Below are 15687 nucleotides of genomic sequence, written 5' to 3'. Positions count from 1 at the left end.
GGATCCGTCGGGCGGAGGGCAGGGGGCCGGGTGCCGGACGTGGTCTCGCAGTCACAGTCCGACGGCCGCCCATCGCCGTATTCGCCGCGCTCCAGGCGCTCAGATCAGATACTGCTTGGTGATGATCTCTCCGAGCCGTGAATTGTCGGCGATGAACTCCTGGATGAACTCGTGCACGCCGCGCTGGAAAATGTCGTCCATGTTGGAGTGGTCGAGCCGGTTGCGGACGCCGCGGGCATGGCGCTGCGCCGCCCCCTGGCGGCCATAGGCGACGCCAATCTGGTCGAGATTGCGGACGAGGTTGCCGTAGCAGCTCGCCAGCGAGCGCGGCAGCGTGTCGTTGAGGATCAGCAGGTCCGCGATCAGCCAGGGCTTCAGCGTCTCGCGATAGACCCAGTGATAGGCCGTGAGGGCCGAGACCGAACGCAGGATCGAGGTCCACTGATAATAGTCCAGCGGGCCGCCGACATGCTCCTCCTCGGGCAGTAACACGTGATATTTGACGTCGAGGATGCGGGCGGTGTTGTCGGCGCGCTCCAGATGCAGCCCGAGCCGCGAGAACCAGTAGGCGTCGTTGCGCAGCATGGTCCGGTAGGCCGAGCCGTCGAAGCGCAGCGAGGTTTCCTGCACGAAGCGCAGGAAGCGCGCCAGCTCCTCGCGCGTCTTGGTGCCCTTGCTCCAGACCTCCTGGAGCTCGATCCAGGAGCCGTTGAGGGTGTCCCACATCTCCGACGTCAGCGCCGTCCGCACCGAGCGGGCGTTGAGGCGGGCGGCCTCGATGCAGTTCTTGATCGAGGACGGGTTCGACTGGTTGAACGAGAGATATTCGACGACGTTCTGCTCGTTGGCCTCGGAGTAATGCTCGTAGAAGCTGACGTTGACGCCGGCGGTCATCAGCGCCGATTCCCACTCATTGGTCTTGCCGATATAGGCCGCGGGAAGCGCCGTGACGCGCAGGGTGGCGTCGATGGTGCGGGCGAGGTACTCGGCGCGCTCGACGTAGCGGGCCAGCCAGTACAGATTTTCGGCGGTGCGCGACAGCATGGGCAATCTATGAGGTGCGATGTGAACCCGCCCCGGCGAGGGGGAAGGCATGCACGGGAACGAAGCGCGTGAAGCGAGGGCGGCGAGGCTTACTCATCCAGCACCCATGTGTCCTTGGTGCCGCCGCCCTGGCTGGAATTCACCACCAGCGAGCCTTCCTTCAGCGCCACGCGGGTGAGGCCGCCGGGCACGATGGTGGTGCGGTCGCGGCCGGTCAGCACGAACGGGCGCAAATCGACATGGCGCGGTGCCAGCCCTGACGTGACGCAGGTCGGGCAGGTCGACAGCGCCAGCGTCGGCTGCGCGATGAAGCCCTCCGGCTCGCGCTTCAGCTTGTCGCGGAACGCCTCGATGGTCGCCTTGGTGGCGGCCGGGCCGATCAGCATGCCGTAGCCGCCGGAGCCGTGCACCTCCTTGACGACGAGCTCGCCGAGATGGTCGAGCACGTAGGACAGATCCTGCGGCTCACGGCAGCGCCAGGTCTGCACGTTCTTCAGGATCGGCTCCTCGCCGAGATAGAACTTCACGACATCGGGCATGTAGGAGTAGATCGCCTTGTCGTCGGCGATGCCGGTGCCGACCGCGTTGGCGAGCGTCACGTTGCCGGCAACATAGGCCGACATCAGGCCGGGCACGCCGAGCGCCGAATCCGGGCGGAAGGTGAGGGGGTCGAGGAAGTCGTCGTCGACGCGGCGGTAGATCACGTCGACCCGCTTCAGCCCCTCGGTAGTGCGCATGAACACCTCGTCGTTCTTGACGATGAGGTCGCGGCCCTCGACCAGCTCGATGCCGAGCTTGTCGGCCAGGAACGAGTGCTCGTAATAGGCGGAGTTGTAGATGCCCGGCGTCATCAGCGCTACCGTCGGCTCGGCCGAGGCGCTGAGCGGCGCCACCGAGCGCAACGCCGATAGCAATTCGTCCGGATAGCGCTCGACCGGCGCGACGCGGTGGCGCGCGAACAGGTCCGGAAACAGCCGCATCATGATCTCGCGGTTTTCCAGCATGTAGGACACGCCCGACGGCGTGCGCGCGTTGTCCTCGAGCACGATGAAGTCGTTGGCGTCGACGCGGACGATGTCGATGCCGGCGATATGGACGTAGACGTCGTGCGGCACGTCCTGGCCGTTCATCTCCGGGCGGAACACCGGGTTCTGGAAGATCAAGTCATCCGGGATGACGTTGGCGCGGAGGATGTCCCGGCCATGATAGATGTCGCGCAGGAACATGTTCAGCGCCTTGACGCGCTGCTTCAGTCCCTTCTCCAGCAGGGTCCATTCCTTGCCCGAGAGGATGCGCGGGATGACGTCGAACGGGATCAGCCGCTCCTGCGCCTCCGCCTCGCCGTAGACCGCGAAGGTGATGCCGATTCGCCGGAACAACAGCTCCGCTTCGTGGCGGCGATACTCTAGCGCCTCCGGCGGCGTTTCCTTCAGCCACCGCGACAGCTCCTGATACGCCTGACGGACCTCGCCGCCCGGCCCGTTCATTTCGTCGAACGCAACTGCCATAGATGCCCGTGTGTCCCAGCCTCGCCATACACTGCATGACTCCTCGGGATGGTAGCAAGGGGCGGGCCAGCGCGATATGCATTCTCCTGCGGCATTTCGTGGGGGGGTGCGAAGGCCGTGCCCGAAAAACCGGCTGCGTGGTGCTCAAATCCGCGGCATAGACTGCGACGTTCCGGATGACATTGGCGCCGTGGCGGGCCAAAAGAGACGACAGATGCGAGGAGAAACCATGAGCGAGATCGTCACCGCGGGGTTGCTGGTCATCGGCGACGAGATCCTGTCCGGCCGCACCAAGGACAAGAACATCGGCTTCATCGCCGAATACCTCACCAATCTCGGCATCGACCTCAAGGAGGTCCGGGTGGTCTCCGACGACGAGCCGGACATCATCGCGGCGCTCGATGCGCTGCGGCATCGCTACACCTATGTGTTCACCACCGGCGGCATCGGTCCGACCCATGACGACATCACCGCGGATGCGATCGCCAAGGCGTTCGGCGTCGGCATCGACCACCATCCCGAGGTGGTGGCGCGCTTCCGCGAGCGCTGGAGCGAGCAGGAGCTCAACGAGGCGCGGCTGCGCATGGCGCGCATCCCCGACGGCGCCGAGCTGATCCAGAGCGCCACCATCCTGGCGCCCGGCTTCAAGCTCGGCAACGTCATCGTCATGGCCGGCGTGCCGTCGATCATGCAGGCGATGATGGACATCGTCGCGCCGAAGCTGAAATCGGGCGTGCGCATGCTGTCGGAGACCGTGCGCGCCAATGCCCGCGAGGGCGATATCGGCGGCCCCCTGCGCGAGATCGCCAAGGCGCACCCCGAGACCATCATCGGCAGCTATCCCTTCATCGACGAGGACCAGAAGCCGAACACGCATCTGGTGGTGCGCTCGCGCGACCAGGACAAGCTGTCGGCCGCGATGGCGGCCGTGAAGGAGATGCTCGCCGGGCTGAATGTGACGCGCTAAAGCAGGTGCAGCTTTCGAGAACTCACGGACGAGATGAGATGCCAGACAAGACTTTGAGTGCAGAGGAGCGCGCGGGCCGGGCCTTCCCGGTGTCCTGGGACCAGTTTCATCGCGATTGCCGGGCGCTGACCTGGCGGCTGAACGAGATCGGGCCGTTTCATGCCGTCGTGGCCATCACCCGCGGCGGACTGGTGCCGGCGGCGATCGTGGCGCGCGAGCTTGGCGTGCGCGTCATCGATACGATCTGCATCGCGAGCTATGACCACACCAAGCAGGGCGAGCTGCAGGTCCTGAAGGGCATCTCGGCCGACACGGCGCAACTCGGCGGCGGCACCGGCAAGGGGCTCCTGATCGTCGATGATCTCGTCGATACCGGCAAGACCGGACGCATGGTCCGCGAGATCCTCCCCGACGCCCATTTCGCCACCGTCTACGCCAAGCCGAAGGGCCGGCCGCTGGTCGACACCTTCATCACCGAGGTGTCGCAGGACACCTGGATCTTCTTCCCCTGGGACACCGCGCTGTCGTTCGCGCCGCCGCTGCGCGACGGGGCGGCGTAAGCCCGGAGAGTGGCGAATAGGGAGTAGCGAATAGGGAATTCGGGTGGGCGAGGCGTTCGCTATTCGCTACTCCCCATTCGCTATTCGCCAGCCGAAGGCTCGCCATGCCGCTGCAGAACCGCGTCACGCCGATGGGCGATATCGTCGCCGCGCCGCATCGCGGCCTCTTCACCGGAAATCGCGGCATCATCCACGACCCCGCCACGAAGACGCTGCTGAACCGGCGCTGGTCGAGTCCCGCCTGGCTGGTCTGCCTGTGCGAGTTTCGCGGCAAGCGCCGCAAGGTCATGGCAACGCAAAGCTGGACCGAGCTGTTCTTCCTTGACGAGGCGACCGCGCTCGCCGCCGGTCATCGCCCCTGCTTCTACTGCCGCCGCGACGACGCCAAGAGGTTTCGTGCGGCGTGGGAGGAGGGCAACGGCGTCGGGGCACTGCGCATCTCCGAGATTGATCGCGTGCTCCATCGCGAGCGCCTCGATCGCGGTCGCAAGCGCCTGCATCCGCTGCCGGCGCCGCTCGCCGCCTTGCCTGACGGGGCCATGGTGCGGGCAGGCGAGGAGAGCTTTCTGATCCGAAAAGGCAGGGCGCTGCCCTGGTCGGCGGCGGGCTATGACGCGCCACGCGCAGGGATCACCGACGCGTTGCTGCTGACCCCGCCCTCGACGCTGCGCGCGATCAAGGCGGGCTACGCGCCGGTGCTGCATCCGAGCGCGATGACCTGACCGTCGGGTGATCGGGGCGCCGTGCGGATGTGCCGCGCGGAGCTCCGCGCGTCACCACGTGTAGCGCACGATGCCCTTGCCGGCGTAGCTGCGGGTCACATCCGAGAACTCGCCCTCGAAGCTCGCGGCGGCCGACCAGCCATTCCGCCACTTCATTTCAGCGGAGACCGTGGTCAGCGCTGAATTCTGCGCCTGCCGCGCGCCGTTGACGACGAAGGATGCGCCCGGAAGGGTCTGGAACGTGGCCCCGGCCGACCGGCTGGGGTTGAAGTCATAGGCCCAGGCGAAGCGGCTGCGCAGCGTGAAAACGCCATCAGCCAGCGCATAGGCCTTGTCGGTGCGCAGGCCCAGCTCCGACCGCGTATCGGTGACGTTCTGCGATCCAAAGCGCAGCGCGAAGGTATTGGCGCCGGAGACCGCATTCTCCGCATAGCCCGGCAGGCTGAACGTCGTGAACTGCGCCGCGGCGTAGGGCGTGATCCCGAACCCCATCCAGGGCGACACGAAGCGATAGCCGCCCTCGACCCGGCCGGCAAAGGTGTTGGCGTCGAAATTGGCGCGCAGCTGGTCGACGCCGGCGACGGTCACGGTGCGGTTGGTGGTGATGTTCTGCCAGCCATAGGCCAATGCCGCGGAGATATAGGCCGGGCCGACCGTGTGCCGGACGAAGGCGCCGGCCTGGAACAGGTCGGACCGGCCGCTGCCGCCATTGGCGACGCTGAACGTGGTGCCGCCGCCGGCCATCGAGAACCCGGCGATCGTGGACGGCGAGAAGCGGTAGTCGGCGCCGACGGCCGTGCCGTAGATGTTGCTGGTGGTATTGTTGGACCCGAGCGCGGTGTTGCCATCAGTGGTCTGCGAGCCGCCGAAGCCGGCTGCCCACACGCTCCAGCCCGGCCTGACCACGGGCGCGGCCGGCGCCTTGGTGTAGATCGCGGCCAGCGCGTCGTTCGGATTGCGCTTGGACGCAAAAGCGAGCGTCTCTTCCGTGTAGCCGATCGCGCCGCTGGGCGCAGAGCCCTGGTCGCCGCGGCCGCCGATGAACGGATCGGTCATGACGCCCATGAATTGCGTCATCGCATTGAACGTCGTCTGCTGCGAGCCGGTCGCGGTCTCGCCCGAGATCTGCGTCAGCCCCGCTGGCGTCAGCCCGGTGAAGACGACGGGAATGCTGCCGTTCGTGTTGAAGTAGTTGCTGAGCGCGTTGCTGACGTTCTGCTGGTTGATGTTCCCCGACGAGCTCATCGTCAGATTGAGGAAGGCGTTGTTGGCGTCGTAGCTCAACGTCGCGCTGAAGCCCGCCGGCAGGTTGGTGTTGGTGACGCCGCCGAAGGTGCCGCTGACGCCGCCGGTGGCGGTGAGAATGGTGTATTGCTTGGAGATGTAGCTGCCGTTTGCGAAGGTCGCGGTGACGGCGGCGCCCCCGAGCGTCGCAGTGCCGGTGACGGTGGCGAACGACGCCGTGCTCGGATTCACCTGCACCAGGTATTGCGCGCCCGACTGGAACGCGAGGTTGCCGACGATAGCCATGGAGGACGCCGGGGTGCCGTTGCCCGGCGCGAACGAACCTGAGATCGTCGCGTTGGCGCCGGTGACGGTGCCATCTCCGCTCAGCGTGCCGAACGTCTTGTTGAAGCCGTTGAGATCCAGCGTGGCGCCGGACAGCACGCTGAACACCGTGCTGGCGCCGAACGCGCCGGCCGAGCCCGCGCGCAGCGTACCGGCGTCGACATTGGTCGCGCCGGTGTAGGTGTTGGTGCCCGAGAGCAGCAGGATGCCGCCGCCCGCCTTCACCAGGGTGCCGGCGGAGGCGCCGTCGCCGACGATGCCTTGCAACGTGGTCGTGGTCGCGCCGGCTACGTCGATCGTCGACAGCCCGGCAATCTTGAAGTCGCGGCCGTTGGCGAACGTCGTCGTGCCGGTGACCGCCAAAGTGCCGCCATTGGAAATGATCACGTCGTTGGCGACGTTGCCGAGATTGGCGGTGGCGCCGACCGAGAGCGTGCCGGCGCTGATGTTGACGTTGCCGGTGAACGTATTGGTCGCCGACAGCACCAACGTGCCGATGCCGGTCTTGTTGATCGCCGTGTTGACGCCGCCGGTCGTTAGGCCGGTGCCGCCGATCGAGTCGCCGTAGGTCACGGTGCCGCCGGACACGCTGATATTGGCCGTCACGCCGCTCAGGAAGATGCCGGCGCCCTGCGCTGCGCCGGCCGCTGCCGAAAATCCATTGATGGCGCTTGGCCCGATGCCGATGCCGGGGGTGCCGGCGGCGCCACCGGTGACGGTGTTGCCGGAAATCGGCGAGTCGAGAATCGTCAGCGTACCGCCGGTGGCGACGTAGATGGCGCCGCCATTGCCGGCGCCGCCATTGCCGCCGGCGCCGCCGTCGGAGCCGGGTCCGGGACCGCCCGCGCCGCTGGCGTTGGTGGCGCCGTCGCCGCCGGTGCCGCCGTTGCCGCCATTGGCGTTGCCGCTGCCGCCGGGATTGTTGTTGGTGTAGGTGTTGCTGTTGGTGGTGCCGGAGCCGCCGCCGCCACCGCCGCCGTCACCGAGCGCGGCGCCCGCGGTGCCGGCCGTGCCTTGCGTGCCGGTATGTCCGCCCGTGCCGCCCGCGCCGCCGCCGCCGCTGGCGCCGCCGTTGTTCGCGGCACCGCCCGCGCCGCCGTTGCCGCCATTCACCGGGTCGGCCGCCGCATTCTGTGCGCTGCCGCCATTGCCGCCGGCGCCACCGGTGGCGCTGTTGCTGGTGAAGGTCACCGCGGCGATCGTGACGTTGGCGCCGCTGCCGACCAGCAGGCCGCCGCCGGCACCGAGACCGCCACCGCCGCCGCCGCCGGAGCCGTAGGCCAGGCCGCCGCTATAATAGCCGTTCTGGCCGTTCTGGCCGTTGCCGCCGATCGCGGCCGTGTTGGTGATCGCCAGGCTGGAGATGTTCACGGTCGGCGCGTTGGCACCGTTGACGACGATGCCCTGAAACGAGGAGGCGCCGTTGATCGTCTGGCCGTTGCCGGTGATGTTTACCGTGACGTTGCTGTTGGCGGCCTGCAGTTGCGCAAGCGAGCTCGACAGCGTGAAGCCGCTGGTGATGTTGATGGTGACGGTCGAGTTGGCGCCGGCGGCCGCGACCGCTGCCACCGCCGTATTCCAGTCGGTCTGGTTGGCGACGTCGATCGCCAGGGCCTGGGTGCTCAACATGGTGCCCGCAAGAAGAACCGAGAGGGTCAGCCAGCGCCGCGACTTCGGCGCAGCAAACATCGTTCTCGCAAGGCAAGCCATTGCATTCCCCAATAATGAAGGCGGAGGTCAGATACGAACTGGATTAAGCAGCAAAAAATTCACGCCACACTTGTGGCCAAGAAATGAAATGTTAGGACACATACTGTCAAGCGCAGCAAAGACACACAGCGTCGGGAATTGTTGTGCATCTGGTATTTTGCTACCAAGGGTAGATTTTCCCCATCCGGCGACCGTGATCGATGATCGCTGCGATCTGCTGCAAAACACAGAGCAGTGCATATGAAAGGCTGACGTGGCCATCGCGGCGGTCGTGCAGGGGCAGCAAAGGCGCGGCCGTGCTGTTGCGGCGAATCGCGCGTGGTGAGGCCGTGCTCACCTCGGATGCGCTCTTACTTTGATTCCAGGCCCGTGTGCGTGTCGCCTCCCGGCGCGATCGCGATTGAGCCAGGGCCCCGAGCGCGATGCCTCGGGGGGCGGCGAGCCGTCGACGCCCTTGCCTCGGGTCTGACCTGACATCTGAGTCAGGCAAACCTTTGCCGTGCCAGCTTTGCGCCGGTGCCGAGCGCCATCAGCTTGGCCTCGGCGATCTCGCGCCGCATCGGCGCCATGCCGCAATTGGTGGTGGCGATGATGTTCTCCTTCGGCACCACCTTCATGACGTCCTCGAGGGTCTTGCAGACGTCCTCGGCGGTCTCGATCGCGTCGCTGGCGACGTCGATGACGCCGGCCTGCACGATCTTGTTCTTGAGCAGGCCGAGCAGCTCGATCGGCACCTTCGAATTGCGGCATTCGACGGCGACCTGCTGGATGGTGCTGGCGTCGATGACCGGGAAGGTCTCCTCATACTGCCGCCACTCGCCGCCCAGCGTCTCCTTCCAGTCGGTGTTGGCCTTGATGCCGTAGCCGTAGCAGATGTGCACGGCAGTCGGGCAGGTCAGCCCTTCGGCGGCGCGCTCCAGCGCCTTGATGCCCCAGTCACGCACCTCGTCCATGTAGACGTTGAAGGCGGGCTCGTCGAACTGGATCATGTCGATGCCGTCGTCGTGCAGCGCCTTGGCCTCCTGGTTCAGCAGCTCGGCGAAGGCGAACGCCATCTTCACACGGTCGCCATAGTAGTTGTCGGCGATGGTGTCGATGATCGTCATCGGTCCGGGCAGCGTGAACTTCAGCGCGCGCGTGGTGTGCGTGCGCGCGATCCGCGCCTCGTCGCCATGGACACGGCCCTTCAGCGACAGCGGCGCCACCACCTGCGGCACCATCGCCTTGTAGCGGTCCTTGCGGATGCCCATCTCGACCTTGTGGGCGAAGTCGATGCCTTCGACGCGCTCGAGAAAGCCGTGCACGAAATGCTGGCGCGACTGCTCACCCTCGGTGAGAATGTCGATGCCGGAATCCTCCTGCAGCTTCAGCGCCAGGATCGTCGCATCGCGCTTGGCACGCGCCAGCTCCTCGCCCTTCGACTTCCACGGAGCCCACAGCACGTTGGGCTCGGCCAGCCATTCCGGCTTCGGCAGCGAGCCTGCGATGGTCGATGGAAACAGCATGGTCGAACTCTCCAGCATAAAGGCGGTCAGGCTTGAGCGCCTGTCTGCCATGGCTTACCCTTCAGGTACAGAAGAACGAAGCCGCCTCGCGTGTTCCGCAGCGCGGCATAATGGTCAGGGGAAGGAATCGTGGAAGGATGATCGATCTCCATTATGCGCCGACGCCGAACGGCTGGAAGATCTCGATCATGCTCGAGGAACTCGGGCTGCCCTATACCGTCATTCCCGTCGACATCCGCGCCGGCGACCAGTTCAAGCCGGAGTTCCTGGCGATCAGCCCGAACAACCGGATTCCCGCGATCGTCGATCACGCGCCGGCCGATGGCGGCGCGCCGTTCCCGGTGTTCGAGACCGGTGCCATCCTGATCTATCTCGCCGACAAGACCGGCCGTTTCCTGCCGCAGGAGGCGCGGGCGCGCTCGCGTGTCATCCAATGGGTGATGTGGCAGATGGCCGGACTGGGGCCGATGATGGGGCAGCACGGCCATTTCGCGCTCTATGCGGCTGAGAAGATCCCTTACGCGATCCAGCGCTACCGCGACGAGGTGGCCAGGCTGTTCCACGTGCTCGACGTGCAGCTCGGCAAGACCGGCGCCTATGTCGCCGGCGACGACTATTCGATCGCGGACATCGCCTGCTTTCCCTGGATGATGACGCACAAGGCCCAGGGATTCACGCTCGACGACTATCCCGACATCAAGCGCTGGTACGCGGACCTGCGCGCGCGGCCCAAGCTGCAGGCGGGGCTGGCGATCGGCAAGTTCGTCAAGGAGCCGTTCAACGAGCAGTCGCGTCATGTGATGTTCGGCGCGCGCGCGAAGGAGATGACGGGGCGGTCGTGAGCGAGCTCCGCGGCATCGCGAGGAGCATGGGGATCAGCCATCCAGACCGTATGTTGCAGCCCCTGGATTGCTTCGTCGCTACGCTCCTCGCAATGACGGAAGGAGTGGTTTGCACCAACTCTCTCCGTCATTGCGAGCGAAGCGAAGCAATCCAGGGCCACGACCACACTCCGGATTTTTGCGCGCGCAAAGGCGAACTTATCGAGACCTTGAGGAAACACACATGATCGAATTCTTCTTCGACTGCTCCAGCCCCTGGACCTATCTTGCCTTCCACAACATCCAACCGCTCGCGCAAGAATTCGGCGTCGACATCGTCTGGCGGCCGATCCTGGTCGGCGGCATCTTCAACACCGTCAATCCCAGCGTCTATGCGCAGCGCGAGAAGCCGGTGCCGGCCAAGGCGGCCTACACGCTGAAGGACCTCGACGACTGGTCCCGCTCGGCCGGGCTCAAGATCAAGATGCCGCCATCGGTGTTTCCGGTGAACAGCGTCAAGGCGATGCGCGGCTGCATCTGGCTGGGCCAGGACATGGTGCCGTTCGCGCGGGCCGTGTTCGAGATCTATTGGGGCGAGGACCAGGACATCTCGCAGGATGCGGTGCTGACCGAGGTGTGCCGGCGCGTCGGCGTCGATCCGAAGGCGTTCTTCGATGGGATCGCGCAGCAGGGCATCAAGGACCAGCTGCGCATCAACACCGAGGAGGTCGTCAAGCGCGGCGGCTTCGGCTCGCCGACGATCTTCCTCGACGTGACCGACATGTATTTCGGCAATGATCGGCTGCCGCTGATCCGCGAGGCGCTGGCGCGGGCGAAGGGGCGCGCCTGATGCCGCGTGCGATCGTCTGCCGCGAGCTCGGTCCGCCGGAGACGCTGCGGCTGGAGGCCCTACCGCCGCGCTCACTCGGTGACGGAGAGGTGCGGGTGAAGATCCGCGCTGCCGGCATCAACTTTCCGGACATATTGATGGCGGCCGGCGAGTATCAGCTCAAGCCTGAGCTGCCGTTCACGCCCGGCGTCGAGGCAGCCGGTGACGTCGTCGAAACCGGGGCCGCCGTGACCGGCCGCGCCGTCGGCGACAAGGTGATCGTCCGCATGCGCTTCGGCGCCTATGCGGAGGAGGCGGTGGTTGCGGCCAGCCAGCTCACGCCGCTGCCGTCGACTTTCGACTACGCGGAAGGCGCGACCTATCTGGCCGGCCACGGCACCGCCCATCACGCCCTGGTCGATCGCGGCCAGCTCAAGCCCGGCGAGACGCTGCTGGTGCACGGCGCCGGCGGTGGCGTCGGCCTCGCCGCCGTCGAGATCGGCAAGCTGCTCGGCGCAACGGTGATCGCGGCGGCGTCGTCGGAGGAGAAACTCGCGGTGGCACGCGCGCGTGGCGCCGATCATCTCATTCTGTATTCACGCGGGCCGTTCCGCGACGCCGTCAAACACATCACCGATGGCCGTGGCGTCGACGTCGTGTTCGATCCTGTCGGCGGCGAGGTGTTCGAGAACAGCGTTCGCTGCATCGCCTGGGGCGCGCGGCTGCTGGTGATCGGCTTCACCGGCGGCATCGGGCTCGCACGCACCAATCTGATCCTCATGAAGGGCGCAAGCGTGCTCGGCGTTCGCGCCGGCGAGGCGGTGCGGAAGGATCCCGAGCTGGGCGAGCGACGGATGGCTGCACTGCTCGCGTTCGCCGAGCAAGGCAAGCTGCGGCCCAACGTCTCCCACCGCGTGCCGTTCGACAATTACGCATCGGCGATGCGGCTTTTGATCGATCGCAAGGCCATCGGACGCGTCGCGCTGGTGATGGATTAGTTGGCAGGCGTCTGCCCAAAAATTCGGCGGATGGGGCTGTGTATTTTTTTACCACTGGATTCATAGAGTGATCGGACAGGTCGAGGCCGATCATGTTGAAGACGTCGAAGATACTTCACCGCATAGCCCTGTCTGCATTGCTGCCCATCGTCACACTGGCCGCGTTGGCGGCCTACGAGATTTCCACGAAATGGGCGGTGCGTGTCGAGATGACGCGCATGCAGCCGGCGGCGGACGCCGTCGCCAGGCTCAGCCGCTTCGTTCATGAGCTGCAGCGTGAGCGCGGCATGTCGTCGGCATTTCTGAGCAGCAAGGGCACGCAGATGCGTGCCGAGCTGGATCAGCAGCGCAAGCTGACCGATGGCGAGCGCGCGCACGCGTTTGCCGCGCTGGACGGGCTGCGCCGGAGCGCCGCACTGGCCGAGGCGGCGCAGGCGAGCGAACAGGCGTTGACGCAGCTCGATCGCCGCCGCGGCGACATCGATGTCCAAGCCGTCACGCCGGCGGCAGCGGTCAGCTCGCTCACCGAGATCGTCAGCCGGCTGATCAGCCTGATCAGCGGCATATCGAGGCTCAGCGATGACGACGATATCTCCAAGGCGATCATTGCCTATGGCAATCTGACCGAAGGCAAGGAGCGCGCCGGCCTGGAGCGCGCGGTCGTGGCGGGAGGCCTTGCCGCCGGTCGCTTCGAGCAGGCCGCCTACGCGCGCGCCATAGGGCTGGCTGCGGCGCAGGACAGCTATTTCGCGGCCTTTCGCGCCGCCGCCTCGGCGAAAGGACGTGCGGCGTTCGATGCGGCGATGACGGGACCGGCGATCGACGGTGTCGTTGCCATGCGCAAGGTGGTGGAGCAGGGCGGCGTCAGCGGTGATTTCAAAGGGCTCGCGAGCAAGGCCTGGTTCGATGCGGCCACGCTGCGGATCGATCTGCTGAAGCAGATCGAAGACGCTCTGGCCGTCGAGCTGTCCGAGCTGATGGCCGGCAAGCAGGCCGCGGCCACGGCCAGCCTCGCCGCCGTCGGCGCGCTGCTGCTGGTCGCCTTGGCGCTGAGCCTCGCGATCGTCGTTGCGCTGGCGCGCAGCATCACTGGGCCGATCAACGCGCTTGCCGATACGATGACGCGGCTGGCGAAGGGCGATGTGAGCACTGCAATCGACGCGGTCGATCGGCGCGACGAGGTCGGCCTGATGGCGAGGGCAGTGCAGGTCTTCAAGGAGAACATGATCCATGGTGCCGAGCTCGCTGCCAGAGATGCGGAAGCGATGAGCCAGCGCGCCGAAAAAGCCAAGCGCGTCGGCGAGCTGACCGACCGTTTCAGCGGTGACATCGCGGCCGTGATCGACAGCGTGATCTCAGCCTCGACACAGCTTGAATCGACGGCCGCCGTGATGAATCGGACGGCGAGCCGGACCTGCAGTGAAGCGAGCAGCGTCGCGCAGGCGACCGAGGCCGCATCGAGCAACATGCAGACGATGGCCGCTGCGACGGACCAACTGTCGAGCTCGGTCGCGGGCATCGGCGGTCAGGTGACGCAGTCGGCCGACATGGCGCAGAGGGCGGCCGCGGAGGGGCAGAGGGCCAACGAGACCGTGCAGGGCCTTTCCAGCATGGCCGAGCGGATCGGCGACATCGTGCGGCTGATCAGCGACATTGCCGGCCAGACCAATCTTCTCGCGCTCAATGCGACCATCGAGGCCGCGCGGGCGGGCGAAGCCGGCCGCGGCTTTGCCGTCGTCGCCGGCGAGGTGAAGCTGCTCGCCGAGCAGACCGCCAAGGCGACCGGCGAGATCCGCGCGCAGATCTCCGGAATGCAGGAGGTGTCGAGCGAGGCCGTCCGGGCCATCCGCGGCATCACCACGACCATCGGCGAGCTGAACGAGATCGCGTCGTCGATCGCGAATGCCGTCGAGGAGCAGGGCGCGGCGACGCGCGAGATGGCGCGGAATGTCCAGCACGCAGCCAAAGGGACCGACGAAATTTCGCAGAACATCCAGCAGGTCACGGCCGCCGCAAACGAATCCGGCGCCACCGCCAGCCAGGTGCTCGGGGCGTCGGCGGAGCTGCTGCGTCAGTCCGAGAGCATGCGCCGCCATGTCGACGACTTCATTCGCGGCATCAAGGCGGCGTGAGCGATCGCACGCGATGGGATTGGCGCGGTGATTGGCTGCCGAGGTCGATTGCGATCCTGGTGCTGCTGATGGAGTCGTTGCAGTTGCCGCCCACGCGGCGTCGTCCCGGCCTTGAGCCAGGACCCATACCGCGCCATCTATCGCGTGGCACTCTGGACGCCGTTCTTTGCCAAATGGTGTCCTGGGGCCGTGGCGCTACTTATACTCCCGCTCGTCCCACCACGGGAAATAGTCGGGCATATCGGCCGTCACCGTGTTCTTGAATTGCGCAGGGCGCTTCTCCAGGAACGACACCACGCCTTCCTTGACGTCGTCGGAGCGGCCGCGCGCGTAGATGCCGCGGCTGTCGACCTTGTGCGCCTCCATCGGATCGTCGGCGCCCATCATGCGCCACATCATCTGGCGGATCAGCGCGATCGACACCGGCGCGGTCTTGTCGGCGATCTCGCGGGCCAGTGCACGGGCGGTGGGCAGCAGATCATCCGGCGGCACGACCTTGCTGACGAGGCGGCCGGCGAGTGCCTCCTGCGCCGGAAACACGCGGCCGGTGTAGCACCATTCCAGCGCCTGCGAGATGCCGACGATGCGCGGCAGGAACCAGCTCGACGCCGCCTCCGGCACGATGCCGCGCTGGGAGAACACGAAGCCGAACCGCGCCGCGTCAGAGGCGATGCGGATGTCCATCGCGAGCTGCATGGTGACGCCGATGCCGACGGCGGGGCCGTTGACCGCGGCGATGACCGGCTTCAGCGACTTGTAGATGCGCAAGGTGACCTGGCCACCGCCATCGCGCACCTGCGGATCGGAATAGTCGACGCGGCCATCGGCGTGGCGCTTCACCGGTCCGCGCTTGGCATCGCGATCGAACGTGTCGGCCCCGGAGGAGAGGTCAGCACCCGCGCAGAACGCGCGGCCCGATCCGGTGACGATGATCGCCCTGACGCCGTCGTCCTTGTCGGCGCGATCGAAGGCGTCGATCAGCTCCTCCATCATGGTGCCGGTGAAGGCGTTGAGCTTCTCCGGCCGGTTCAGCGTGATGGTGAGGATCTTGTCGGCGACGTCGTAGAGGATGGTCTGATAAGCCATTGGCGCTTCCTGATGTTGTCGTGGCGCTTATTAGTTGTTTGCTCGTGCCACAATCTCCGCCGTCATTCCGGGATGCGCCCTCTTGGGCGCAGGCCCGGAATCCATAACCACCATCGTGAGTATGGATTCCGGGCTCGTGCTTCGCACGCCCCGGAATGACGACGACTGGGATCGACGATAGGGAGTACAATAGTTCAGCGAGAGGCCGCGTCAAATCGTGACGACATTCCGCATGG

Annotated in this window: 12 protein-coding genes; 7 read left to right on the top strand and 5 right to left on the bottom strand. The window is 66.3% G+C overall.

Annotation, left to right across the window (positions count from 1 at the left end; translation table 11 throughout):
• Positions 1-99: 99 nt before the first annotated feature.
• Together ACQR0W_RS00760 and ACQR0W_RS00755 are read right to left on the bottom strand one after the other, a co-directional pair.
• Positions 100-1044 carry an alpha-E domain-containing protein gene (locus ACQR0W_RS00760; RefSeq protein ID WP_315714727.1) on the bottom strand — a complete coding sequence of 315 codons (945 nt, stop codon included), beginning with the start codon at positions 1042-1044 and terminating at the stop codon, positions 100-102.
• Positions 1045-1133: 89 nt separating this feature from the next.
• The gene (locus ACQR0W_RS00755) at positions 1134-2552 is read right to left on the bottom strand and encodes a circularly permuted type 2 ATP-grasp protein (protein WP_315749414.1); all 1419 of its coding nucleotides are present in this window, start codon (positions 2550-2552) and stop codon (positions 1134-1136) included.
• A gap of 229 nt (positions 2553-2781) precedes the next feature.
• Here ACQR0W_RS00755 and ACQR0W_RS00750 point away from each other — a divergent pair, with 229 nt between their 5' ends.
• From ACQR0W_RS00750 to ACQR0W_RS00740, 3 genes are all read left to right on the top strand, one after another.
• On the top strand, positions 2782-3519 hold the full coding sequence (locus tag ACQR0W_RS00750; protein WP_315714725.1) for a competence/damage-inducible protein A: 738 nt from the start codon (positions 2782-2784) through the stop codon (positions 3517-3519).
• 38 nt (positions 3520-3557) lie between these two features.
• Positions 3558-4079, top strand: a complete 522-nt coding sequence (gene gpt, locus ACQR0W_RS00745; protein WP_315714724.1) for a xanthine phosphoribosyltransferase — start codon at positions 3558-3560, stop codon at positions 4077-4079.
• A gap of 104 nt (positions 4080-4183) precedes the next feature.
• Entirely contained in the window at positions 4184-4801 is a 618-nt protein-coding gene (locus ACQR0W_RS00740; protein WP_316170268.1) for a hypothetical protein, read from the top strand.
• Positions 4802-4852: 51 nt separating this feature from the next.
• Here the strand turns inward: ACQR0W_RS00740 and ACQR0W_RS00735 are convergent, their stop codons facing one another.
• On the bottom strand, positions 4853-8059 hold the full coding sequence (locus ACQR0W_RS00735) for an autotransporter domain-containing protein (RefSeq protein WP_316186823.1): 3207 nt from the start codon (positions 8057-8059) through the stop codon (positions 4853-4855).
• A 503-nt stretch (positions 8060-8562) separates the two neighbouring features.
• Positions 8563-9585, bottom strand: a complete 1023-nt coding sequence (locus ACQR0W_RS00730; RefSeq protein ID WP_315714721.1) for a methionine synthase — start codon at positions 9583-9585, stop codon at positions 8563-8565.
• Positions 9586-9722: 137 nt separating this feature from the next.
• On the opposite strand from ACQR0W_RS00730, the gene ACQR0W_RS00725 reads away from it, so the two are divergent.
• The 4 genes from ACQR0W_RS00725 to ACQR0W_RS00710 all read left to right on the top strand — a co-directional run bounded on the left by ACQR0W_RS00725 (position 9723) and on the right by ACQR0W_RS00710 (position 14365).
• A complete protein-coding gene (locus tag ACQR0W_RS00725; protein WP_316170266.1) occupies positions 9723-10427 on the top strand; it encodes a glutathione binding-like protein in 705 nt (234 codons plus the stop codon).
• Between the two features lie 223 nt (positions 10428-10650).
• On the top strand, positions 10651-11256 hold the full coding sequence (locus ACQR0W_RS00720; RefSeq protein WP_315714719.1) for a 2-hydroxychromene-2-carboxylate isomerase: 606 nt from the start codon (positions 10651-10653) through the stop codon (positions 11254-11256).
• Positions 11256-12233: an NADPH:quinone oxidoreductase family protein gene (locus ACQR0W_RS00715; RefSeq protein WP_315714718.1), complete on the top strand. Its 978-nt coding sequence runs from the start codon at positions 11256-11258 to the stop codon at positions 12231-12233. The genes ACQR0W_RS00720 and ACQR0W_RS00715 overlap by 1 nt, the downstream gene beginning before the upstream one ends.
• 92 nt (positions 12234-12325) lie before the next feature.
• The gene (locus ACQR0W_RS00710) at positions 12326-14365 is read left to right on the top strand and encodes a methyl-accepting chemotaxis protein (protein ID WP_434840570.1); all 2040 of its coding nucleotides are present in this window, start codon (positions 12326-12328) and stop codon (positions 14363-14365) included.
• 195 nt (positions 14366-14560) lie between these two features.
• Here the strand turns inward: ACQR0W_RS00710 and ACQR0W_RS00705 are convergent, their stop codons facing one another.
• A complete protein-coding gene (locus tag ACQR0W_RS00705) occupies positions 14561-15451 on the bottom strand; it encodes a crotonase/enoyl-CoA hydratase family protein (RefSeq protein WP_316170264.1) in 891 nt (296 codons plus the stop codon).
• Positions 15452-15687: the final 236 nt, after the last annotated feature.

The organism is Bradyrhizobium sp. HKCCYLRH1034 (genome assembly GCF_051168375.1).
Classification (GTDB): domain Bacteria; phylum Pseudomonadota; class Alphaproteobacteria; order Rhizobiales; family Xanthobacteraceae; genus Bradyrhizobium.
The sequence above is the reverse complement of the archived record's forward strand: the minus strand, read 5'-3'. Positions and strand labels throughout refer to the sequence as shown.